The organism is Leucobacter sp. G161, assembly GCF_001482305.1.
GTDB lineage: Bacteria > Actinomycetota > Actinomycetes > Actinomycetales > Microbacteriaceae > Leucobacter.
On sequence record NZ_LOHP01000051.1, the window covers coordinates 1 to 24,264 of the forward strand.

Sequence of the window (24,264 nt, forward strand, 5' to 3'; positions counted from 1 at the left end):
TCGAATACGAGACCATCATGAACGAACAGGTCGCACTCGCGGCCTGACCAAACTGTCACCTAAACGTGCATCAGACCCCTATGTCAAGAACAACACCGTTGAGGTGCAGGACAAGCCCGTGCCCGAAATCGGCGCAGACGAGATTCTGGTGAAGGTTGGCGGGGCCGGGGTGTGCCACTCGGACATCTCAATCATCGCCATGGGTGATGAGACTCCACTCATCGGCTCGACGCTCGGACACGAGGTCGCCGGCACAGTAGCCGAGATCGGCGCGGGCGTCATCGGATGGAACGAGGGCGACCGCGCCATCGTCTCATTGATCCTGTCGTGCGGGCAGTGCCGCGAGTGCCTCTCCGGCCGCGATAACCAGTGCGAGGTCGTGGCGCCACGCGATGCCCTCGCACCGCTGTCTCCGGGCATCGGCAGCCCGGGCGGTATGGCCGACTACATCGCGGTCAAGGCGAGGCACCTCGATCCAATCGGGGATCTCGACCCCGTCGCTGCGGCACCCCTCGCGGACGCAGCGCTCACGCCGATGCACGCCATCAATTCGGTTCGCGACCGAATGACCGGCGATGCGACCGTGGTGACCATCGGGCTCGGCGGGCTCGGTCACATGGCGCTGCAGATTCTCGCGGCAACGACCGGGGCGCGGATCATCGCGCTCGACACGGACCCCGCGAAGCTCGCCTTCGCAGAAACCCACGGCGCGGATCTCGCGATCCCGAGCGACGGCGACGCGGCAGCACGGATTCTCGCGGAGACCCACGGGCGCGGTGCCGACGTCGTCTTCGACTTCGTCGGCGTGCAGCCGACCGTGGAGCTCGCGGTCGCCGTGGTGCGCGGTGGCGGCGCGATCCGCTTCGTCGGGCTGGGTGGCGGCAGGTTCCCCTACATCGCTGGCGGCGGGGCCGGGCTACCGTGGGGCGTGAACATCGAGCGGGCATACGGCGGCACGCGTGCAGACATGCGCCAGGTCATTGCGCTCGCACGGGCCGGCAAAATCTCGGTCGAGGTCGTTCGGTACGCGCTCGACGACGCACCGCAGGCCTTTGAGGACCTGCACAACGGCAAGATCGCCGGGCGGGCGGTGCTGGTACCGTAGGCCGTTCCCGGCCAGCGGGGAGCGGCACGGCGGGGTGGCAGCGGTGTCGTCACCCCGTCGCGGCGAGCACAGCGACCACCGGGCGGTGAGCACCGCAACCTGCCCCACCGCCACGGCGGCGAACAGCACAAGGAGCACGATGACGGCCGGGCACCCCCGGCCTCGGTCACGGCGTGCGATCGCAAGCAACGCGGCAGTCGAAGCACAGCCCGCAAACCCGATGCCGAGCACGGGGCGGAACGCGAGCAGTTGCGCGACACCAAATGCTCGCTGCGAGCCAAAGGCCTGCGGCCAGGTGAGGAACAGCGCGCACGCCGCGACGATCGCGCCCACGAGCAGCTTCCCGGCCAGGTGCACGCTCCTGCCCGTGGCAAGCAGCGGCTGACCTGGTGAACCCGAATCATGTGTTGGCACGTACCCAGCTTTCTCGAGAGTACAACGACGGTGCGGCACCGCCTATAGCGGTCCGGCTGGGGCATCCACGCCATAGGCGAACAAAGTTTCGAATACGAGGGCGAAAGGATTATCCTAGAAACCATGGAAGCAACCCGCAGCGTTCGACCATTCGAGGTCATCAGCGACTACGAGCCGAGCGGTGACCAACCGCAGGCGATTGAGGAGCTCTCGCGCCGCATCAACTCGGGCGACACCGACGTGGTGCTGCTCGGCGCGACAGGAACGGGTAAGTCGGCGACGACCGCCTGGCTCATCGAGGCCGTGCAGCGGCCGACGCTCGTGCTCGCGCACAACAAGACGCTCGCCGCGCAGCTCGCGACAGAGTTTCGTCAGCTGTTCCCGAACAACGCAGTCGAGTACTTCGTTAGTTACTACGACTACTACCAGCCAGAGGCCTACGTTCCGCAAACGGACACCTTCATTGAGAAGGACTCGTCGGTCAACGCTGAGGTCGAGCGGCTCAGGCACTCGACGACGAACTCGCTGCTGAGCCGGCGCGACGTCATCGTCGTATCGACGGTCTCCTGCATCTACGGCCTCGGCAAGCCCGAAGAGTACCACGAGGCCAAGGTGCCGCTCGTCGTGGGGGACCGGCTGGACCGCGACGTGCTGCTACGTCGCTTCGTCGAGATGCAGTACCAGCGCAACGACATCGAGTTCGTCCGCGGCAACTTCCGCGTGCGCGGAGACACCGTCGAGATCATCCCCATGTACGAGGAACTCGCGATCCGCATCGAGTTCTTCGGCGACGAAATCGAGGCCCTGTACTACCTGCACCCGGTCACGGGTGACGTCGTCAAGCAGGTCGACTCGGTGTCCGTGTTCCCGGGCTCCCACTACGTCGCGAGCCGCGAGGTCATGAACCGCGCGATGGGGCAAATCACCGACGAGCTCGATCAGCGCACGAGGGAGCTCAAGGAGCAGAACAAGCTCGTTGAGGAGCAGCGGCTGCGCATGCGCACGACCTTCGATCTCGAAATGATGGAGCAGATTGGCTTCTGCTCGGGCATCGAGAACTATTCGATGCACATGGACGGCCGCGTGCCGGGCGAGGCGCCCCATTGCCTGCTCGATTACTTCCCAGATGACTTCCTCGTCGTCATCGACGAGTCCCACGTGACGGTGCCACAGATTGGCGCGATGTACGAGGGGGACTCCTCGCGCAAGCGCACGCTGGTGGATCACGGCTTCAGACTCCCGAGCGCGCTCGATAACCGCCCGCTGAAGTTTGGGGAGTTCAAGGAGCGGGTCGGCCAGACCGTCTACCTCTCGGCCACCCCGGGTAAGTATGAGATGGGCATCGCTGACGGTGTCGTCGAGCAGATCATTCGCCCGACCGGCCTCATCGACCCCGAGATCGTCGTGAAGCCGTCCGAGGGGCAGATCGATGACCTGCTCGAGGAGGTGCGGCTGCGCGTCGAGCGCGACGAGCGCGTGCTCGTCACGACACTCACGAAGAAGATGGCGGAGCAGCTCACCACCTTCATGGAGGAGGCCGGGGTGCGCGTGCGCTACCTGCACTCCGACGTCGATACGCTCCGCCGCGTCGAGCTGCTCACCGAGCTGCGCGCCGGAATCTTCGACGTGCTCGTCGGCATCAACCTGCTGCGAGAGGGCCTCGACCTACCCGAGGTGTCACTCGTCGCGATCCTCGACGCCGACAAGGAGGGGTTCCTGCGATCCTCGACCTCGCTCATCCAGACGATCGGCCGTGCCGCGCGTAACGTCTCGGGCGAAGTCCACATGTACGCGGATCGCATCACCCCCTCGATGAAGCTCGCCATTGACGAGACCACGCGTCGCCGGGAGATGCAGGTCGAGTACAACACGAAGCACGGCATCGATCCGACACCGCTGCGCAAGCAGATCGGCGATATCACCGAGATGCTCAACCGCGAGGCCGCGGACACCGAAGACGTACTCGCTGGCCGCGTCGCTCGCCACGCCCAAAAGGGTTCGCCGCAGCGTTCAAAGGGCAAGGCCGCATCACGGGCCGGTGCAATCGGTGCCGAGGGTGCGGACAAGCTTGAGGAACTCATTGCGGATCTGACCTCTCAGATGCTGCTCGCTGCCGAGGAGCTCAAGTTCGAGCTCGCCGCGCGACTGCGCGACGAGGTCTCGGAACTGAAACGTGAGCTACGCAGCATGGATGCCGCAGGGCATATTTGAGCGCTCGGGGATCGCGGCGAAGCGCCGTTGGCCTAGATCTGCCCGATGGCCTCGCGCTTCTCGGCCTGGAAGGTGTCTTCGCGCCGACCGTACGCCCAGTAGGGCGACAGCGAGAGCTGTGCGCGTTCGATGCCGCGCTCGTCAGTGAAGTAGGGACGAAGCGCCTTCATTGCGCCGCGCTCGCCGTGCACGAACACCTGCACCCGACCAGGCTGCCACTCGGTGGCGCGGACCGCGTCAACCAACACGGTTGACGTACCGGCCTCGGCTTCGCCGCGGAAGAGCCAGGTGACGTCGACCCCTGCGGGGGCAGCGAGCTCGAGCACATCCGCCTCGCCAGCAACCTCAATGAGGGCCACGCCACGCGCGTCAGCAGGCATCGCCTCAAGGGCCGAGGCAATCGCGGGAATCGCTGACTCATCGCCAGCGAGGAAGTGCCAGTCCGCCGTGGGGTCGGGCGCGTAGCCTCCGCCAATTCCGCGGAGCACGACGGGGTCGCCTGGCTTCGCCCGATCCGCCCAGGGCCCGGCGTAGCCGTCGTCGCCGTGCGTGACGAAGTCGATCCAGACCTCGCCGGCCTCCTGGTCGATGCGGCGCACCGTGTAAGTCCGCGTCGAGGGCAGCTGCTCCGCGGGAAGCTGCTCGCGCAGTGCATCGAGGTCGTACGGGGGAGTGAGGTTGGTCTCGGGGTGCTGGAACAGCATCTTGCTGTAGGCATCGGTGAATCCGCTGGCCTCAATATCGGCCATACCGGGGCCGCCGGCAATGATGCGCACGAGGTGTGGGCTGAGCTGCACGCGTTCCTTCACCTCGAGCACAATCTGCGGCCGAGCTGGGCGCTGGGTGCGTGCGGAAGGCTGTGCAGTCATGGGGGTACCTCATTCATCTGATGATTTGTCGCAGCATCCAGCTTCCCACACCGGGCCGCGCAAAGCCAGGAGTCAGCGCGGGGCGAACACCCAGATTTCTAGTACACACGTTCGAATTTGGTTCCTGGAGACGCTAAGCTAGGGGAGTGACTTCACAGAGCAAAACACCGATCCGCTCCTCTGCAGCCCACGCCCACATCAGCGTGCAAGGCGCCAGAGTGCACAACCTCAAGAATGTCGACCTGTCGATTCCGCGCGACTCGCTCGTCGTATTCACGGGACTCTCTGGCAGCGGGAAGTCGAGCCTGGCCTTCGACACAATCTTCGCCGAGGGCCAGCGCCGCTACGTCGAGTCGCTGAGCGCGTACGCCCGCCAGTTCCTCGGCCAGGTGGACCGACCAGATGTCGAGTTCATCGAGGGCCTGAGCCCCGCTGTCTCGATCGACCAGAAGTCGACGAACCGCAACCCGCGCTCGACCGTGGGCACGATCACGGAGATCTACGACTACATGCGTCTGCTCTGGGCGCGCATCGGCATTCCACACTGCGCTGTCTGCGGCGAGCGGATCGAGTCGCAGACCGTGCAGCAGATCGCCGACCGCCTCATGCAGCTCGAGGAGCGCACCCGCTTCCAGGTGCTTGCGCCCGTCGTGAGCAAGAAGAAGGGCGAGTTCGTCGACCTCTTCCAGGAGCTCGCGGCCACCGGCTACTCGCGCGCCATCGTCGACGGTGAGCTCGTGCAGCTCAGCGATCCGCCCAAGCTGAAGAAGCAGATCAAGCACGACATCTCTGTGGTCATCGACCGGCTCGTCGCCTCACCCGAGGGCCTTGGCCGCCTCACCGACTCGTTGGAGACCGCGCTGCGCCTCGCTGACGGCACCGTCGAGATCGACTACGTCGACCGCGACGAGCAGGCCGACGACCGCACCCAGCTCTTCTCAGAACACCTCTCGTGCCCGAACCAGCACCCGGTGCAGCTCACCGAGATCGAGCCGCGCACATTCTCCTTCAACGCGCCCTTCGGTGCCTGCCCGACGTGTTCGGGCCTCGGCACGAGCATGTCGGTGGATGAGGATCTGGTGCTCGGCGACCCCGAACTCTCCATCAGCGAGGGCGTCATCATTCCCTGGACCAGCCAGGGCAAGAGCCTCTACCAGTACTACGAGAAGCTGCTTGTCGGCCTCTCGAATGACCTCGACTTCTCGCTGAAGACCCCGTGGGGCGAGCTCAGCGAAGACGTGCAGGAGGCGGTGCTCCGCGGCAACGACTTCAAGGTCAACGTGCGCTGGAAGAACCGCTTCGGCCGCGAGGTGAAGTACACGAGCGGCTTCGAGGGCGTCATACCGTTCATCGAGCGGCAGTACGAAGAAGCCGAGAGCGACAACCGGCGTGAGCGGTGGAGCGAGTTCCTTCGCGAGGTGCCCTGCCACGTTTGCCAGGGACAGCGGCTCAAGCCCGAGGTGCTCGCCGTCACCGTCGACAACGAGTCCATCGCGAGCGTCGGCGAGTTCAGCCTGCTCGATGCGAAGGGCTTCTTCGACGGCGTCGAACTCAGCGAGCGCGACGCGAAGATCGCGGCGCAGGTGCTCCGCGAGATCCGCCTCCGCTTCGACTTCCTCATCGAGGTCGGGCTCGGCTACCTCACGCTCGCGCGTGCCGCCGGGACACTCTCGGGCGGCGAGGCACAGCGTATCCGTCTCGCCACGCAGATCGGATCGGGCCTCACGGGCGTGCTCTATGTGCTCGACGAGCCGTCAATCGGGCTCCACCAGCGAGACAACCGCAGGCTCATTGAGACGCTCATCAAACTCCGCGACCTCGGCAACACCCTCATTGTGGTTGAGCATGACGAGGAGACGATCGAGGCGGCCGACTGGCTCGTCGATATTGGGCCGGGCGCAGGCATCGAGGGCGGTACAGTCGTGCACTCCGGGGTGCTGCCCGAGCTGCGCGAGAACACGAACTCGGTTACGGGGGACTATCTCGCTGGCCGCCGCGCCATCGAGACCCCCAAGGAGCGCCGCAAGCTCGACAAGAACCGTGAGCTGAAGGTCGTTGGTGCGCGCTCCAACAACCTCAAGAGCGTTGACGCGACCTTCCCGCTCGGCGTCATGACGGCGGTCACCGGTGTGTCGGGATCGGGTAAGTCCACGCTCGTCAATGATGTGCTGTACCGGGTGCTCGCAAACCAGCTCAACGGCGCCCGCATGGTGCCGGGCAAACACACCCGTGTCACTGGCCTCGAGCACCTCGATAAGGTCGTGCACGTCGACCAGGCGCCGATCGGGCGCACGCCGCGCTCGAACCCTGCGACCTACACGGGCGTGTTCGACAAGATCCGTAACCTGTTCGCTGACACGCAGGAGTCGAAGACTCGCGGCTACCTCGCGGGGCGCTTCAGCTTCAACGTCAAGGGTGGCCGGTGCGAGGCGTGCTCGGGCGATGGCACGCTGAAGATCGAGATGAACTTCCTGCCCGACGTGTACGTCGCGTGCGAGGTCTGCGACGGCAAGCGCTATAATCGCGAGACCCTGCAGGTCCGGTACAAGGGCAAGAACATCGCCGAGGTGCTCGAGATGCCGATCGCCGAGGCTGAGAAGTTCTTCGAGCCGATCTCCTCGATCCCCCGCTTCATGAAGACCCTCGTCGACGTCGGCCTCGGCTACGTCCGCCTCGGGCAGAGCGCGACGACGCTCTCCGGCGGCGAAGCGCAGCGCGTGAAGCTTGCGACCGAACTGCAGAAGCGCTCGAATGGCCGTAGCATCTACGTGCTCGACGAGCCGACCACCGGTCTCCACTTCGAGGATGTGCGCAAGCTCCTGCTCGTACTCAACGGCCTCGTCGACAAGGGCAACACGGTCATTACGATCGAGCACAACCTCGACGTCATCCGCAGCGCCGACTGGGTCATCGATCTCGGCCCGGAGGGCGGATCGGGCGGCGGCATGATCCTCACCACCGGCACACCCGAGCAGGTGGCGAAGCACGCTGAGAGCCACACCGGGCAGTTCCTCGCCGAGGCGCTCGCCAAGGCGCCGGTAGCGAAGACCGTGACCAGGATTACGGCGGCACCCGCCGTTGTCCAGCCCGCGACCGCGAAGAAGACAGCGGCAAAGAAGGCAGCCGCAAAGAAGCCCGCGACGAAGAAGGCGACCGCGAAGACACCCGCGGCCAAGAAGCCAGCGTCTGCGAAGAAGTCGGCCTAGTGGCAGCCAGGACTGCGAGAATGCGCTCGTGACAGACGACCCGCTTCGAGGAAGCCAAGGCGCCGGGGGCATCCCCGGCGCCTCCGGCGTTCCCGCTGACCCTCGTGACGCCTTCAAGCCTGCGCCCGGTGAAATCCCGACGAGCCCGGGCGTCTACCGGTTCTCCGATCGTCACGGCCGAGTGCTGTACATCGGGAAGGCCAAGAACCTCAGGGCGCGACTCTCGAACTACTTCCAGCCGATGCACTCCCTCATGCCCCGCACGAGACGCATGCTCTCGCTCGCGGCAAACGTTGACTGGACCGTGGTCGCGAGCGACACCGAATCGCTCGTCCTCGAGCACACCTGGATCACCGAGTACAAGCCGCCGTTCAACGTCCAGTTCAAGGACGATAAGACCTATCCCTATCTCGCGGTGACGCTCGCCGAGGAAGCACCCCGGCTCATCATCACCCGCAACGAGCGAATCAGGGGAGCGAAGTACTTCGGTCCCTACCCGAAGGTCTGGGCAATCCGCGAGACCGCGGAACTGTTGCAGCAGGCGTTTCCGATCCGCACCTGCAATGACGCCGACTACAAGCGAGCCATGACGAGTGGCAAGCCGTGCCTCGCGGGCCAGATCGGACGCTGTTCCGGCCCCTGCTCGCACAGGGTCACGGTCGAGGAGCACCGGGAACGCGTGAGCGAGCTCGTCGCCTTCTTGGGTGGGAACTACCAGGCGCAGTTCCGCCGGCTGCAGCGCGAAATGAAGGATGCGGCTGGGGAGCAGCGCTACGAAGATGCGGCACGACTCCGCGACCAGGTCGCAGCGGTAGATCACGTCATGGAGAAGAACGCGATCGTGCTCGGCCACGAGGTCGATGTCGACGCCTTCGGGCTGCGCGTTGACGAGCTCTCGGCAGCGCTGCACCAGTTCATCATTCGCGGCGGCCGCGTGCGAGGCGAGCGGAGCTGGATCGTCGACGTCGAGCTCGACGACTCGCCCGGCAGGCTGCTCGAGCAAGTGCTGCAAACCGCGTACGAGGATGGCCGGGAGCCCCCGCCCGAGGTGCTCGTCCCGCAACTTCCCGACGGTCTCGAATCGCTCGAAGAGACGCTCTCGAAGCTGCGTCCCCGCAAAGGCAAGGTGCGGATCCGCACCCCAGAACGCGGCGACAAGGCCCAGCTCATGGACCGCGCTACGCTCAATGCCGGCGAGAACCTCATGCGGTACAAGCTGAAGCGCGCCGCCGATATCACCTCCCGCACCGACGCACTCGCTGAGTTGCAGGGGGCAATCGGCATGGACGAGGCCCCCCTGCGCATTGAGTGCATTGACGTCTCGCATCTGCAGGGCACCGGGGTGGTCGCGTCGCTCGTCGTGTTCGAGGACGGGCTACCTGCCAAGAGCGAGTATCGCAAGTACCGCATCGAGGAGACCACCGACGACACCGACTCGATCTATCAGGTCGTCTCTCGTCGGGCCGCGCAGCTCAACCACGCCCGAGAATCGGGGGAGCGGCCGACCGGTGCGTATCGCGCCAGGCCGCAACTGCTGATCGTTGACGGTGGCGAACCACAGGTGAAGGCCGCCCACCGGGCCCTCACCGAAGCCGGCGTCACCGATATTGCACTGTGCGGTATCGCGAAGCGCCTCGAGGAGCTCTGGCTGCCAGAGGACCCGTTCCCAGTTGTGCTCCCACGCACCAGCGAGGCGCTGTTTCTCGTGCAGCGGGCCCGCGACGAGGCGCACCGCTTCGCGATCACCTTCCAGCGGAAGCGTCGGAGCGAGGCGATTGCGTCGCAGCTCGCCGACGTCCCCGGGCTTGGCCCGAAGCGGGTGCAGCAGCTGCTGCGGCACTTTGGATCGGCGGCCAGGCTCCGTGCCGCTTCGGTCGCGGAACTCGCCGCTGTGCCGGGAATCGGCGACCGGACGGCGGAACAGATTCTCGGCCACCTTACCCGACTCCGCAAACCCGCGGCTGACGCTAAGATTGTCGATGCGCAGACAGATACGGAACTAGAGGGGGTAGACGATGAATGAGGTCGTAAACGGTCAAGAGATCTTGATCGTCACCGGTATGTCCGGGGCAGGCCGAAGCACCGTCGCCAATACCCTCGAGGATCCCGGCTGGTATGTCGTCGACAACCTGCCGCTGTCTATGGTGAAGACGCTCGCTGACATGGCCGACAAGTCGGGTGGGGCACTGCCTCGCATCGCCGCCGTCGTCGATGTTCGCGGGCGCGATCTCTTCGCCGATATCCAGGAAACGGTCAACGAGCTTCGACACACCGCCACCGTGCGCGTCGTGTTCCTCGATGCTGCTGACGACATCCTGGTGCGCCGATATGAGAGCGTTCGCCGCCCGCACCCGTTGCAGGTCGAGGCCGGAGGCCTTCTTGAAGGCATCCGACTTGAGCGGGAACGTTCGCAGGAGCTCCGGGCTACGAGCGATGTTGTCGTCGATACGTCGAGCTACAACGTCCACCAGCTCACCACAGCCACACGAGAGATGTTCTCGTCAGATGACGTTGCTGGTCTCCAGCTCACCGTCATGAGCTTCGGCTTTAAGTACGGCGCCCCCACTGATGTAGACCTCATGGCGGATATGCGGTTCATTCCGAACCCCTTCTGGGAGCCCGAGCTCCGTCCGCTCACCGGCGTCGATCCTTCGGTCAAGGAGTACGTCCTTGGCCGCGAGGGAGCAAGCGAGTTTATCGACGCCTATGTTGCCGCCCTCACCCCGGTCTTTGCCGGTTTCCAGCGTGAGAACAAGCGGCACGCATCGCTTGCCGTCGGTTGCACCGGCGGGAAGCACCGCTCCGTGGCTGTTGCCCGTGAGCTCGCAGACCGGTTGGCCGGTCTGCCCGGCGTGAGCGTTCAGCTCCGCCACCGCGACCTCGGTCGCGAGTAATCCGGGCGCAGACCGCCCCGATTATTTAGCTGTTCATCTGTTTCGAAAGGAATATCTGTGCCGAGTACCGCCGATGTCATGAGCGAGCTGGTGAAGCTCCCCGTGCAACGGACCGGGGAGAGAATGGCGGAACTCGCCACGATCCTGCGCTTGTCTGGCGGCCTACACACCATCAATGGGCGCATTGCCCTTGAAGCTGAGCTGCATACCCCGCAGACAGTACAGCGTGTGCGTAAAGATCTTGCGGAGCTCTACGGCGTACGCGCCGAGGCCCGCCAGTTGCCCCCAACCACGGTGCGCCCGGGCGCACCCCAGTTCCTCGTCCGCGTGATCGACGGCGAGACCCTCGCCCGCCAGCTGGGGCTTCTTGACCAGCGCCGGCGCCCGATCCGCGGCTTGCCCAACCGCGTCACCACCGGTGACGCCAAGGAACTCGCGGCTGCCCTCCGCGGCGCCTTCCTTGCTCGCGGCAAGATCACCCCTCCGGGTCGCACCGTGAGCCTCGAAGTCGTCTGCCCGAGCAGCGAGACCTCGATGGCGCTCGTTGGTGCCGCAAGCCGGATCGGCGTTGACGCGAAGAGCCGCGATATTCGCGGTGTCTCCAAGCTGCTTGTGCGTGATGGCGAGGCCATCGGCACGCTCCTCGGGCTCATGGGAGCCGAGCAGTCGCGCGCCGCGTGGGACAGCCTCCGCAAGGCTCGCGAGACCCGCGCAACCGCGAACCGCCTGGTGAACTTCGATGACGCGAATCTGCGCCGGTCGGCCGAGGCTTCGGTCGCCGCGTGTGCCCGCGTGGAGCGCGCGCTCGAGATCCTCGGCGACGAGGTTCCCGACCACCTGAATTACGCGGGCAAGCTGCGCCTGACACACCGCGAGGCAAGCCTCGACGAGCTGGGCGCGCGCGCCGATCCGCCGCTCACGAAGGACGCGATTGCGGGGCGGATCCGCCGTCTACTCGCAATGGCCGACAAGTCAGCTGAGGATCAGGGCATCCCGGGGACCGAAGCAAGCGTTCCCGAAGAACTCGTGTGATCTAGCCAGCAGCGAACACTCGGCACCCCGAGGGTTCCCGCAATAGACTGAGAAATGAAACTCTGTGGGGGAGCCGGGCTGGCCTCAGCACGACTTCCCCACAGAGACACACTGAAGAGAAATGGAGCTGCAATGACCGCATACTCACTCCCCGAACTCCCGTACGATTTCGCTGCCCTTGAGCCGCACATCAGCGGCAAGATCATGGAGCTGCACCACGGAAAGCACCACCAGGCATACGTCACGGGCGCGAACACCGCGCTCGAGCAGCTCGCTGAGGCGCGCGACTCGGGCAACCTTGGCCCCGTGAACAAGCTTGAGAAGGATCTTGCGTTCAACGTCGGCGGTCACGTGAACCACACGATCTTCTGGAACAACATGTCGCCCGACGGCGGCGGCAAGCCCGAGGGCGAGCTCGCGTCGGCCATCGACGAGTTCTTTGGTGACTTCGAGAAGTTCCAGGCGCACTTCGCTGCGACCGCTATGGGCGTGCAGGGCTCCGGCTGGGCCGTTCTCGCGTGGGACACTCTCGGACAGCGCGCAAACATTGTGCAGATGTTCGATCAGCAGGGCAACCTCCCCGCCGGCACTGTTCCGCTGCTCATGCTCGATTGCTGGGAGCACGCGTATTACCTCGATTACCTCAACGTTCGCGCCGACTACGTGAAGGCGTTCTGGAACGTCGCGAACTGGCAGGATGTTGCGAAGCGCCTCGACACCGCTCGCAGCCAGACGCCCGGCCTGATCTAAGCCTCCGGCACGATCAAGCACAGCTCACTCTAAGGAACCATGCGCACACTCGATTCGCTCGGCCCACTCGGGTCGAAAACAGTTATTGTCCGATGTGATCTCAACGTGCCGCTCGCAACTGATGCGAACGGCGTGAAGACCATCACCGACGACGGGCGGATCCGCGCCTCGCTCACCACTATTCGTGAGTTGCGCGAGGCCGGAGCGCGAATCGTGCTCATCAGCCACCTGGGCCGTCCCAAGGGCGAACCAGACGAGCAGTATTCACTGCGTCCAGTGGCTGCGCGCATGGCCGATTTGCTGGGCACGGCGGTGGGCTTCGTCGACGAGACCGTCGGCGAAGCCGCCTCCGCCGCCGTTGCTGAGCTCGCAGACGGCGACGTAGTCCTCCTCGAGAACCTTCGGTTCAACCCGGGGGAGACGAGCAAGGACGAGGCTGAACGCCAGGCGTTTGCCGCGCAGCTCGCAGCGTTCGGTGACGCCTTCGTCTCCGACGGGTTCGGCGTCGTCCACCGCAAGCAGGCGAGCGTCTACGACCTCGCCAAGCTCCTGCCAAGCGCGGCCGGTCGCCTCGTTACCGCCGAACTCGAGGTGCTCGAGCGCCTGACCGAGAAGGCAGAGCGGCCCTACTCGGTTGTCCTCGGCGGGTCGAAGGTCTCCGACAAGCTCGGAGTCATCGCCCACCTCATCGAACGTGTCGACACGCTCCTGATTGGCGGCGGAATGGTCTTCACGTTCCTCGCAGCGCAGGGCCATGCTGTCGGCGCGAGCCTCCTCGAGGAAGACCAGCTCGACACCGTCCGCGGCTACCTCAAGACCGCAACCGAGCGCGGTGTACGCATCGTGCTCCCCACAGACATTGTCGTTGCCGAGGCCTTCGCAGCCGACGCAGCGCACGAGATCGTGCGGGCCGACGCGATCGAGGCGAGCACCTTCGGCGCAGCCGGGCTCGGTCTCGACATCGGCCCAGAGTCCGCCGCGGCCTTCGCCGAGGTCATCGGCTCGTCAGCCACCGTCTTCTGGAACGGCCCGATGGGTGTGTTCGAAATGGCCGCCTTCGCGGACGGCACCCGCACCGTCGCTCGCGCGCTCACAGAGACCGCAGGCTTCACCGTCGTCGGCGGCGGAGACTCAGCGGCCGCGGTGCGCGCCCTCGGGTTCGCTGACGAAGACTTTGGTCACATCTCGACCGGCGGAGGCGCGAGCCTCGAATTCCTTGAAGGCAAGTCATTGCCAGGACTGGAGGTCCTCGTATGAACGACGCAGCTACGCAGCCAGCACCACCCCAGGCACCACCCGTGAAGCGCACCCCGCTCATTGCAGGTAACTGGAAGATGAACTTCGACCACCTGCAGGCGATTGCGTTCGTGCAGAAGCTCGCCTGGAGCCTGAAGGACGCCCAGCACAACTACGGCGAGGTTGAGGTCGCGGTGTTCCCGCCGTTCACCGACCTCCGGTCAGTGCAGACGTTGCTCTCCGCAGACAAGCTCCCGGTCGCCCTCGGCGCGCAGGACGTCTCGCCACACGAATCGGGCGCCTACACCGGAGATGTGTCTGCGTCGATGCTCAAGAAGCTCGACACCCGGTACATCATCGTTGGGCACTCCGAGCGCCGTGGCGGTCACGGGGAGAATGACGAGACCGTCGGCCTGAAGGCCCGCGCCGCGGCCAACGCCGGAATGGTTCCGGTGATCTGTGTCGGCGAAACCGCTGCCGACCTCGAAGAGCATGGCGCAGCCGCGATCCCCGTGCAGCAGCTCACCGCAGCGCTCACCCACCTCGCAGCCGATGCCGAGATCGTCATTGCCTACGAGCCCGTTTGGGCCATCGGCAGCGGCGACCCCGCCACCCCCGAGCAGGCCGAAGAGGTCGGACGGGCGCTGCGCGAGGTACTCCGAGCTGAGCGCGGTGACGCGGTCGCCGACCGCACCCGCATCCTCTACGGCGGATCGGGCGCAAGCCAAAACGTCGCCTCGTATATGAAGCAGCCGAACCTCGATGGCGCACTTGTTGGGGGAGCAAGCCTGAAGGTTGACGAGTTCAGCCGGATCGCTCAGTTCACCAAGCACGTCACCGTCTAACCGCAAGCCCGCTCACACGCGACAAGGCTTGGCAGCCAAATCCGGTTTAGCGGGTATACTAGAGGCTGACTTACTGCGCCTCGCTCCGAAAGGCACCTATCTTGCTCGTACTGAAGATCGCTCTGATCTCGCTCCTCGTGCTCACGAGTTTGCTGCTCATCCTGTTCGTGCTCCTGCACAAGGGCCGCGGCGGTGGACTCTCTGACATGTTCGGTGGCGGTGTTACGTCGAGCCTCGGGTCGTCCGGTGTCGCAGAGCGCAACCTTAACCGCCTCACAGTGATCGTGTCACTCGTGTGGTTTTTCTCGATCGTGGGCATCGGCCTCATCGATCGTTTCACGCTTATCTAGCATTTCTCGAAAGCAGGTCACCCGTGGCAGGCAGTAACGCCATTCGCGGTGCACGCGTCGGATCCGGCCCCATGGGCGAAATGGATCACGGCGTGCGCGCAGAACGCAAGAAGATTTCCTACTGGGACGCGCTCGGTAACGAGACCGTCCGCTACTTTGCGGCTGAGGTCGCAGACGAGGACATTCCCGAGCAGATCGATTCGCCCACGACCGGTCTTCCGGCCGGGCAGGATCAGAAGAATCCGCCGGAGCTCGCGAAGAACGAGCCGTACAAGACGCACCTCGCCTATGTGAAGGAGCGTCGCACGCCGGAGGAGGCTGAGGAGCTACTCGAGGCAGCACTGCTCAAGCTTCGCCAGCGTCGCGGAACCGCAAAGCTCTCGGCTTAGCGCCTCGCACACACATGGCTGTGCCCCGGGTTTCCCCGGGGCACAGCCATTTTGCGTGCTAGGACAGTGGTGTCGGGAAGACGAGGAGCCGACTCGTGGCGGTCGCCAAGAGCGTTCCGGCAGAGTCCGTGAGACTGCCCTCGGTGAAGATGACGCGCTTTCCAGGTTTGGTCACGGTGCCCACGGCAAAGAGCGTGCCCATGCTGATGGTGATCGGGCGCAGAAAGCTGACGTCGATGTCAATCGATGTGTAGCTGAGCCCAGCCTCAAGCACGGATCCAGCTGCACATCCCGTCGCCGAGTCAAGCACCGTGCAGATGGCGCCGCCGTGTACAACCCCGAACGGGTTGTATAGCGTCTCGTCGGGGTCGCAGGTAAACACGCTCTTTCCGAACTCCACCTCCTTGAGCGCCATCCGCATGGGCCCCGCGATTGGCGGGCCAGGCAGGGTACCGTCGCGCATCGCGCGCAGCATGTCGAGGCCGGTGAGCGCCCGGTGGTCTCGAAGGGTGAGGGAGAGGTCGCGTTGCGTCACTGCATCGTTCCGATCGGGTGTGTGGCGGTAGCTCCGCGTCCCGACGCTAACACGACCCCACCGGGTCGCGCCGACTTGCAGCCCGAGTTCGTTGGACCCCCGCAATAGGCAGCCCCGTTTTGTACCGTCTCTTGGACACTTCGGTAGGGCGACCCGTCAGCCAGGTGCGCTAGTTTAGAATAGCCAGAAATTCCCTACAAAGAAGTGGCAGGTAGCAATGTCGCAGCCCCAGTGGACACCGGACCCGCAGGTCCTTGAGCAGTCGCAAATCACCGCGCTCGCCAGATGGTTTGTCGAACACAAGGGGCTCGACCCCGACGCGGTCAACGACTACGGTCTCTTCCAGCAGTGGTCAGTTGCCGAACCCGAGCATTTCTGGGGCGGTGTCGCCGAGTTCCTCGAGGCCGGTTTCGTGACACCGCCGCGATCGGTGCTCAGCGGTTCCGGGGTCAGAGACGCCGTCTGGTTTGAGGGCGCGACCCTGAACTTTGCTGATCGGCTGCGGATCGGTGCAGACGATCGCCCGGCTGTCATCGTTGAATACGAAGACGAGCGCAGCGAAACTCACACGTACCAGCAGCTCCGCGCCGACGTTGCCGCTCTGGCGAGGTACCTCCGCGAGCTCGGGGTCGAGGCTGAGGACAGGGTCATCGGATACCTTCCGAACTGCTACGAAGGTATCGTGGCGTTCTACGCGACCGCGAGCATCGGTGCCATCTGGTCGCAGACAGGCATCGACTACAACGCTCCCGCAGCCGCTGATCGTCTCGGCCAGCTCGATGCGAAAGTACTGGTCACCGGCACCGGCTATGTCTTCCGGGGCAACACGTTTGATCGCACCAGCGAAGCCGAGGCGCTTCGTTCGCTGCTGGGCTCCGTGGAGCACACCGTTGTGGTGCCGACGCTCCCCTCAACCCCAGCACTATCGTCGAGTGTCTCATGGGACGATGCGATCGCCGCTGGCGGTGACGGCCCATTCGAGACCGTTCCGGTCCCGTTCGATCATCCCCTCTGGGTACTCTTCACGTCGGGCACCACGGGGAAGCCGAAGGGCATCGTGCACGGGCATGGCGGAGTGCTCCTCGAACAGTTGAAGTCGCTCGGCCTCCACTCCGATTTCCGACCGGGGGAGACGTTCTTCTGGTACACGACGCCGAACTGGATGATGTGGAACATTCAGGTGAGCAGCCTGCTGTTTGGCGCCACTGCGGTGCTCTACGTCGGTGACCCCCTGTACCCGTCAGCCGCTCGTCTCTGGGAGCTGGTTGACCGTCACCGGGTCAACGTCTTCGGCACGAGTCCCGGCCAGATCCTCGCCACCGCGGCGTCGCAGGTCGAGATTCCCGCCTGCGAAAGCCTGCGGCTCATCTCGAGCACCGGTTCGCCGCTCCCAGCAGCCGCAAACCAGTGGATCCGCTCCGTGTTTGGCGATCGCGTGCCGATCAGCTCGGTGAGCGGCGGCACCGATGTCGTCGGCGGTTTCGTTGGCGGCTCGCCCATTTCCCCGGTGTGGGACGGGGAGATTAGCGCCCGCACGCTCGGCGTCGCCCTCGAGGTCTGGGACGACGACGGAAACCCCGTTGTCGACCAAGAGGGTGAAATGGTCATCACGCAGCCGATGCCTTCGATGCCGGTCAAGTTCTGGGACGACGCCGACGGAAGCCGGTATCACGACGCCTACTTCTCAACGTACGATGGCGTGTGGCGCCAGGGCGACTGGATCACCCTCACCTCACGCGGCACCGTGATTATGCACGGCCGCTCCGATGCCACGCTGAACCGCCGCGGTATTCGGCTCGGCAGCGCCGAGATCTACGATGCGGTCGAGGCCCTGCCCGACGTGCTCGATTCGCTGGTCGTAGGCATTGACCGGCCCAACGGTGACTATTGGATGCCGATCTTCGTTGTTCCCTCTGAGCAGTGGGACGAGGGCGCCTCAGCGGACCGCATCACACAGGCCATCGCGTCGCGCGCATCCAAGCATCATGTCCCCGATGAGATCATCCTTACCCCGGCAGTACCACGCACTCGCACCGGGAAAAAGATGGAGGTGCCGATCAAGCGCATCCTGCTCGGCGCGGATCCGGCAGCTATCGGCTCGATCGATTCGACGGATCAGCCAGAGGCGCTCCGCTGGTTCGAGGACTACGGAAAGACACGGACTGACCTTGTGTAACCCCGCGTGAGTTCACGGGGTCATCTCCGACTCGAGCGAGGGCCCTGGGCCGGTGCTGGGCACCGCTCCAGGGCCCTCGCTCGTGTGGTGCGCCCTCGTACTCAGATGGCGGTGAGCAATTCACGCACAAACGCGGTGACGTCAGCCGTTTCGACGGTCACAACCGCCCTGCCGCGGTCACGGAGCACGCTCGCATCGCCGCGAGCCTGCGACAGCAGGAGCTCACCAAAGGTCTGGCTGCCTGCGTTGTCCTGCTCGCTCGCCGGGATCGCGACGTCACGCGGCGCCAGGCCAATGAGTTGCAGGAAGGCTGCCTGTGCCGGACCGCCCTTGTGCAGCTGTCCGGTCGAGTGCAGGTAGCGCGGACCGTAGCCGAAGGCGATGGGAGTCTCGAGTCGCGCACTCAACGTTGCGCGTAGCTCCTCGAGCAGTGCGTCCATTCCTGGTTCGTTCGGATCCACATACGCCTGAATGGAGAGATATTCGGCGCCGGGGGCAGCGCGGCGCAGTTCGGCAGCGACGTCAGCGGCGCGCGGGGCAGAAGAGGAGTCGGCCTCGTCATCGCCCTGTGAGGCGCGGCTGGCGATCTTCGCAGCCTCGACGTCAGGCTGGTTGAACGGGTCGACCCCCATCAGGAATCCGAGGGCTGCGGTCGCGACCTGCCAGAGCAGCATCTGCTCGCCAAGCGAGCCGGCCACTGCGAGACCCGAGCGGGGCGAAGTGCCTGAGGCGTCACCGTGCAGCCCCGGCACGGCAGGATCTCCCTGCGCCCGATAGCGCAGCGTCTCCACTGACGCGGCGGCAGTGGCCGCGACGTTCTCTGGCAATGCAATCGGCAGCACCCCACGGCCGTCTTTGCCGGTGGACTCTGCAACGAGCTGTTCGATCCACAGTCCGAGTTCGGCAGGCAATCCGCCGTCGGGGTGGAGTTCCAGCAGGAAACGCTCGGGGAGCCCGGCAGCCAGGGCGGCAGCGAGGCGTAACGACGGGTTCTCGGCGGCGTCCGAGACGAACGCGGGGCGGGCGGCTGCGGCATCCGCCACGACCTGGGAGACGTTCGCGCCGGCCAGAACCGAGGGAACGATCCCGAACGCTGTCAACGCTGAGAAGCGTCCTCCCACACACGGGTCGGCGAGGAACACACGGTTACCCTGAGCGTGGCCGGCCTCCGCAAGCTGTGACTCGGGGTCAGTGACGAAGACGATCCGCGTATCGGGTGCAATCCCGGCACCGATGAAGGCCGATTCGAATGCGGCCAGGTGGCTGAGGGTCTCGACGGTGCCACCGGACTTAGAACTCACGATGACTACCGTGCGTGAGAGGTCGCCAGTGAGCGCGGCGCGCACCGTCGCCGGGTGGGTGGAGTCGAGCACCGTGAGATCCGGTGCGATGACCAGGGGAGCGAGGCTCGACCCGCCCATGCCGCACAGCACAAAGCGGTCGATGCCCGCGGCGCGGAACTCATCGGCGAGTCGCCCGGCCGCTCCGAGGACTTCGCGGGCGTTCTCAGCGAAATCAGTCCAGCCGAGGCGGACGGCGGCCTCAGCGGCCGCCGCCTCACCCCACAGCGTGGCGTCCTGCGCGAACAGGCGCGACGCGAACCGGGCGTCGAGGAGCGAAGCGAGGGCATTCGCGAACGCTTCGTCCTGACGTTCTCCGGTGACCGTGATCGTCATTCCGATGCCTTCAGAGCGCCCGCCACTGTCTCGACGAGGTCGTTCCAGGAGGCGTCAAACTTCGCCAGACCCTCGACCTCGAGTTGGGTGGTGACCTCGACGTAGTCGACGCCCTGTCCGTCGATGGCATTGAGCACCTGGTTTGCCTCGACGTAGCTGCCGCTCACCGTATCGCCGTGCACCTCGCCATGGTCTGCGAGTGCGTTCAGCGTCGCTTCTGGCATGGTGTTCACGGTGTTCGGGGCCGCGAGCTCGGTCACGTACAGTGTGTCGGGCAGCGAGGGGTCTTTCACGCCCGTCGACGCCCAGAGCGGACGCTGCGCGTTGGCACCGAGCCCAAGAAGCATCTTGGCGCGCTCGCTCGAGAACGACTGCTCATAGACCTCGTACGCGAGGCGCGCGTTGGCAACGCCCGCCTGGCTCTTCAGCGCGAGCGCTTCGGGGGTGCCGATGGCGGTGAGGCGCGCATCGATCTCGGTGTCGACGCGCGACACAAAGAACGAGGCGACCGAGTGGATCTTGCTGATGTCGATACCCGCGGCACGCGCACGCTCGAGGCCGGTGAGATACGCATTGATGACCTGCCGGTAGCGCTCGAGGCTGAAGATCAGCGTGACGTTCACGCTGATTCCCGCCGCGATCGTCTCCGAGATAGCTTCCAACCCCTCGACAGTGGCTGGGATCTTGATCATCGCGTTCTCGCGATCAACCTTCGCCCACAGCTCCCGAGCCTGGGCGATGGTACCTGCCGTGTCGCGGGCGAGGCCGGGCTCGACCTCAATCGAGACCCGGCCATCGCGCCCGTTTGAGGCGGCGTAGACGCCTGCGAAGATGTCGCAGGCGTCGGCAACGTCAGCGGTCGTGAGTTCGGTGATCGTGGCTGACGCGTCAAGACCGCGCTTCGCACAGTCGGAGATCCGGTCGCCGTAGCCGACGCCCGATCCGATCGCGTTCTGGAAGATCGTCGGGTTCGTGGTGACCCCGACGACGTTCACTGCGTCGATGAGCTCTGCAAGCTGGCCGCTTTCGATGCGGGTGCGCGAGAGATCGTCGAGCCAGATGCTCACGCCGGTCGCGGACAGCGCCGCGGTACGTTCGTTACTCATGATTGCCTTTCGTAGCCAACCTCGTGTGCGCGCGAGGCGCTAGTTGGCGAGGGATTCGCGTGCCGCGGCAACGACAGCGTCGGTGGTGATCCCGAACTTCTCGAAGAGCACCTCGTAGCTCGCCGACGCACCGAAGTGTTCGATCGACACCGAGCGTCCGCGGTCGCCAACGTAGCGTTCCCACCCGAGCGAGAGGCCGGCCTCAACGCTCACGCGCGCGGTGACCTCAGCGGGCAGCACGCTCGCGCGGTACTCGGGGGTCTGCTCCTGGAACCACTCAAGCGACGGGGCGGACACGACGCGAGCGCCGACGCCCTCAGCCGCGAGCCGCTCGCGCGCCTCAACGGCAAGCTGCACCTCAGAACCGGTCGCAATGAGGATCACGTCGAGCGCGTCCGTCGGCGTGTCCGCCAGCACGTATGCACCGCGGCGCACGCCCTCAGCTGCCTGCTCGTGGGTGGCGAAGTCGCCACCGCGGGGGAGCACCGGTACATTCTGGCGGGTGAGCGCGATGCCGGTTGGCCCCTCGTGACGCGTGAGGATCTCGTGCCACGCAATCGATACCTCGTTGGCGTCAGCCGGACGAACCATCGTGAGGTTCGGGATCGCACGCAGGGTTGCGAGCTGCTCGATCGGCTGGTGCGTCGGGCCGTCCTCGCCGAGGGCGATTGAGTCGTGCGTCCAAACGAAGATGCTCGGCACGTTCATGAGCGCAGCGAGGCGCACTGCCGGGCGCATGTAGTCGCTGAAGATGAGGAAGGTGCCACCGAAGCTGCGAGTCTTGCCGTGCAGTTGGATGCCGTTGAGGATCGAGCCCATCGCGTGCTCGCGGATGCCGAAGTGCAGCACGCGGCCGTACTGGTCGCCCGTCCAGGTAGAGGTCGAGTGGTTTGCGGGCACGAACGATGCCGAGTTCGGGATCGTGGTGTTGTTCGAGCCGGCGAGGTCGGCTGAGCCGCCCCACAGCTCGGGCATGATCGGGCCAAGCGCCGCGAGCACCTTGCCGCTCGCTGCGCGGGTCGCAACCGATTCGCCCGGCTCGAATACCGGGAGTGCCTCGAGCGCGCCCTCGGGAAGCTCCTGCGCTTCAACGCGGTCGAACAGTGCCTTGCGCTCCGGGTTCGCTGCCGCCCAGGCGTCGAAGGACGCCTGCCACGCCTTGCGGGTCTCGGCACCGCGCGCGACGGCTTTGCGCGAGTGTTCGATGACCTCGGGGGCGACTGCGAAGTGCTCCTCCGGGTCGAAGCCGAGCACGGTCTTCAAGCCCGCAAGCTCGTCGGCGCCGAGCTTCGAGCCGTGGATGCCGCCCGTGTTCTGCTTGCCGGGGGAGGACCAGCCGATGATCGTGTTGAGGATGATCATCGAGGGCTTCGTCGTCTCAGCCTTCGCTGCTTCAATCGCGGCGTTGAGCTCTGCGACGTCCTCAACGTAGTTGCCGGTCTTCTTCCAGTCGACCTCGAGCACCTGCCAGCCATAGGACTCGTAGCGCATCGCCACGTCCTCGGAGAAGGAGATATCGGTGTCGTCTTCGATGGAGATCTGGTTGGAGTCGTAGATCGCAATGAGGTTGCCGAGCTCCTGGTGGCCGGCGAGTGAGGCAGCCTCGCTGGTGACCCCCTCTTGGAGGTCGCCATCGCCCGCGATCACGTAGATGTTGTGATCGAAGGGGCTGGTGCCGGGGGCAGCCTCGGGGTCGAACAGGCCGCGCTCGTAGCGTGCCGCGTATGCGAAGCCGACTGCAGAGGCGAGGCCCTGACCGAGTGGACCCGTGGTGATCTCAACGCCATCGGTGTGGCCGTACTCGGGGTGACCGGGGGTCTTCGATCCCCAGGTACGCAGCGCCTTGATGTCGTCAAGCTCAAGGCCGTAGCCACCGAGGTAGAGCTGCACGTACTGTGTCAGCGAGGAGTGCCCCACCGAGAGGATAAAGCGGTCGCGGCCGAGCCACTTCGCATCGGCTGGATCGTGGCGCATCACCTTCTGGTGCAGCAGGTACGCGACCGGTGCGAGACTGATCGCAGTTCCCGGGTGGCCGTTGCCAACCTTCTCAACCGCATCCGCCGCGAGTACACGTGCGGTGTCAACCGCGCGATCGTCGAGCTCGCTCCACTCCAGTCCGTTAGCCACTGGGCCTGCCTTCCTCGCAGTAAAAAGTTCGCGCCACAATGGCGCCCGCGTGCACTGTTTGCGCACCGCAGTCAATCCTACAGACACCCTGGGATGGCAAAAGCGATTCCTACCGATTGGCCGATTCCGGCAGCATGTTGGCGTGTTCGTTGGCTGGCTACGGGTGGCGGATCCACACCTGGCCGCCGCCACCGCCGCACGAAGGGGCGCTGGGCGCGTTAGCCCTCGACTTCCGCGACCGGCCGCTTCATGCGCAGCACGCTCACGGGCATCGTCGCGGCAGTGAGTGCGGCGAGCACCATGTGCACGCCGACGACCAGCGGGGGCAGCCCTGTGTTGGCCTGGTAGAGACCAACCAGGATCTGCACGATGAGGACGATCATGAGCGTCGTGACCCAGCGCAGCGGGCGCAGTCTCCGCATCGCTGCCCAGACGAGGAGGGCGGCGACGAGGCCAAACGCGATGTACCCGGGCCAGGCGTGCAGGTGGCTGAGCAGCGTCGCGTCGACGCCGTTACGAACGACGTTCTCGTCGCCGGAGTGCGGGCCGTTCGCGGTCGTGATCACGCCCATGACGATCACGATTGCCATCGCAAGGGTCGTGATGTGTGTGAGGATCAGGTAGCCCCGAGGCACTGCCTTCTCACGCGGCCCGCCGACCTCGTACATCCGCACCAGGTAGGCCGCGGCGATACACACGATGATGAGCGAGACGGTGTAGTGGAACCCGACGAGGACAGCCGCGAGCTCCTCCCACACAATGACGCCGCCGACGAACGCCTGCAGCAGCACCAGGCCGAGCACAACCCATGAGAGCACGAACAGGTCGCGGCGCTGTGTGCGCAGCTTCCAGCCGATGATGAGGACCGCGAGAGCCGCGAGCAGGAGGGGGCCACTGATTGTTCGGTTCCCGAACTCGATGAGTGCGTGATACGACTGTTCCTGCGTCGGAACCAGCGATCCCGGGGTGCACAGCGGCCAGTCCGTACAGCCGAGCCCTGACCCGGTGAGTCGCACCGCACCGCCCGTCGCGATGATGAGCACGTTCAATACAAACGACGCCCACGCAGCAAAAGGCAGGAAGCGTGGCAGCTGGGTTCGAGCGGGCCGGGTAGCGGTCACGCTGGTTACGCCGGGCACGGGATCTCCTTCACGTTTAAGCTCCCAGTGAAACACGCCAGTCTCGCCCGATTTCAGGGGAAAACCTGTAGACTCGGAAGCTGTGGTTTAGTGCGGCAACCCTAACGTCTGATGATTCTTCAGACTGCCGGGTTTGTCCGACGCCCAGACTACTGCACCATCGCAGGGAACCGTCCGAGAGCACTTGGGGATTTGGTTCTCGGT

The 24,264-nt window shown here is 65.2% G+C and carries 18 protein-coding genes; 12 read left to right on the top strand and 6 right to left on the bottom strand.

The window, feature by feature from the left end; translation table 11 throughout:
- Positions 1-1,105 (top strand): alcohol dehydrogenase catalytic domain-containing protein (locus tag AUL38_RS05225; RefSeq protein ID WP_369795295.1); only part of this gene is annotated, 1,105 nt, incomplete at its 5' end.
- Positions 1,106-1,642: 537 nt separating this feature from the next.
- Complete coding sequence (gene uvrB, locus AUL38_RS05230) at positions 1,643-3,730, top strand: excinuclease ABC subunit UvrB (protein WP_059059777.1); 2,088 nt, start codon at positions 1,643-1,645, stop codon at positions 3,728-3,730.
- 32 nt (positions 3,731-3,762) lie between these two features.
- Here the strand turns inward: uvrB and AUL38_RS05235 are convergent, their stop codons facing one another.
- The gene (locus AUL38_RS05235; RefSeq protein ID WP_059059779.1) at positions 3,763-4,599 is read right to left on the bottom strand and encodes a siderophore-interacting protein; all 837 of its coding nucleotides are present in this window, start codon (positions 4,597-4,599) and stop codon (positions 3,763-3,765) included.
- Between the two features lie 146 nt (positions 4,600-4,745).
- Between AUL38_RS05235 and uvrA the strand changes: the two genes are divergently transcribed.
- From uvrA to AUL38_RS05280, 9 genes are all read left to right on the top strand, one after another.
- Positions 4,746-7,805, top strand: coding sequence for an excinuclease ABC subunit UvrA (gene uvrA / locus AUL38_RS05240; protein WP_083506619.1), 3,060 nt, complete (start codon positions 4,746-4,748; stop codon positions 7,803-7,805).
- Positions 7,806-7,938: 133 nt separating this feature from the next.
- Positions 7,939-9,828, top strand: a complete 1,890-nt coding sequence (gene uvrC / locus AUL38_RS05245) for an excinuclease ABC subunit UvrC (RefSeq protein ID WP_235590620.1) — start codon at positions 7,939-7,941, stop codon at positions 9,826-9,828.
- Complete coding sequence (gene rapZ / locus AUL38_RS05250) at positions 9,821-10,699, top strand: RNase adapter RapZ (RefSeq protein ID WP_059059781.1); 879 nt, start codon at positions 9,821-9,823, stop codon at positions 10,697-10,699. Before uvrC ends, rapZ begins: the two co-directional genes overlap by 8 nt.
- Positions 10,700-10,756: 57 nt before the next feature.
- Positions 10,757-11,731, top strand: a complete 975-nt coding sequence (whiA, locus tag AUL38_RS05255) for a DNA-binding protein WhiA (protein WP_153006480.1) — start codon at positions 10,757-10,759, stop codon at positions 11,729-11,731.
- A gap of 132 nt (positions 11,732-11,863) precedes the next feature.
- Positions 11,864-12,481: a superoxide dismutase gene (locus AUL38_RS05260; protein ID WP_059059783.1), complete on the top strand. Its 618-nt coding sequence runs from the start codon at positions 11,864-11,866 to the stop codon at positions 12,479-12,481.
- A gap of 39 nt (positions 12,482-12,520) precedes the next feature.
- Positions 12,521-13,738: a phosphoglycerate kinase gene (gene pgk, locus AUL38_RS05265; RefSeq protein WP_059059785.1), complete on the top strand. Its 1,218-nt coding sequence runs from the start codon at positions 12,521-12,523 to the stop codon at positions 13,736-13,738.
- Positions 13,735-14,562 carry a triose-phosphate isomerase gene (gene tpiA / locus AUL38_RS05270; protein ID WP_059059787.1) on the top strand — a complete coding sequence of 276 codons (828 nt, stop codon included), beginning with the start codon at positions 13,735-13,737 and terminating at the stop codon, positions 14,560-14,562. The genes pgk and tpiA overlap by 4 nt, the downstream gene beginning before the upstream one ends.
- Positions 14,563-14,663: 101 nt before the next feature.
- Complete coding sequence (secG, locus tag AUL38_RS05275; RefSeq protein WP_059059789.1) at positions 14,664-14,912, top strand: preprotein translocase subunit SecG; 249 nt, start codon at positions 14,664-14,666, stop codon at positions 14,910-14,912.
- 23 nt (positions 14,913-14,935) lie between these two features.
- The gene (locus AUL38_RS05280; RefSeq protein WP_083506620.1) at positions 14,936-15,301 is read left to right on the top strand and encodes an RNA polymerase-binding protein RbpA; all 366 of its coding nucleotides are present in this window, start codon (positions 14,936-14,938) and stop codon (positions 15,299-15,301) included.
- A gap of 58 nt (positions 15,302-15,359) precedes the next feature.
- On the opposite strand, the gene AUL38_RS05285 is transcribed toward AUL38_RS05280, so the two are convergent.
- Positions 15,360-15,836: a PaaI family thioesterase gene (locus AUL38_RS05285; protein ID WP_059059791.1), complete on the bottom strand. Its 477-nt coding sequence runs from the start codon at positions 15,834-15,836 to the stop codon at positions 15,360-15,362.
- Between the two features lie 217 nt (positions 15,837-16,053).
- On the opposite strand from AUL38_RS05285, the gene AUL38_RS05290 reads away from it, so the two are divergent.
- Positions 16,054-18,012, top strand: coding sequence for an acetoacetate--CoA ligase (locus AUL38_RS05290; protein WP_059059793.1), 1,959 nt, complete (start codon positions 16,054-16,056; stop codon positions 18,010-18,012).
- Positions 18,013-18,113: 101 nt separating this feature from the next.
- Here AUL38_RS05290 and AUL38_RS05295 read toward each other — a convergent pair whose 3' ends face one another.
- The 4 genes from AUL38_RS05295 to AUL38_RS05310 form a co-directional block, all read right to left on the bottom strand.
- On the bottom strand, positions 18,114-19,688 hold the full coding sequence (locus AUL38_RS05295) for a hypothetical protein (protein WP_059059795.1): 1,575 nt from the start codon (positions 19,686-19,688) through the stop codon (positions 18,114-18,116).
- Entirely contained in the window at positions 19,685-20,794 is a 1,110-nt protein-coding gene (gene tal / locus AUL38_RS05300; protein WP_059059796.1) for a transaldolase, read from the bottom strand. Before tal ends, AUL38_RS05295 begins: the two co-directional genes overlap by 4 nt.
- Before the next feature lie 39 nt (positions 20,795-20,833).
- Positions 20,834-22,921 (bottom strand): transketolase, encoded by a 2,088-nt coding sequence (gene tkt / locus AUL38_RS05305; protein ID WP_059059798.1) that lies wholly within the window; start codon positions 22,919-22,921, stop codon positions 20,834-20,836.
- Between the two features lie 218 nt (positions 22,922-23,139).
- On the bottom strand, positions 23,140-24,060 hold the full coding sequence (locus tag AUL38_RS05310; RefSeq protein ID WP_059059800.1) for a heme A synthase: 921 nt from the start codon (positions 24,058-24,060) through the stop codon (positions 23,140-23,142).
- Positions 24,061-24,264: the final 204 nt, after the last annotated feature.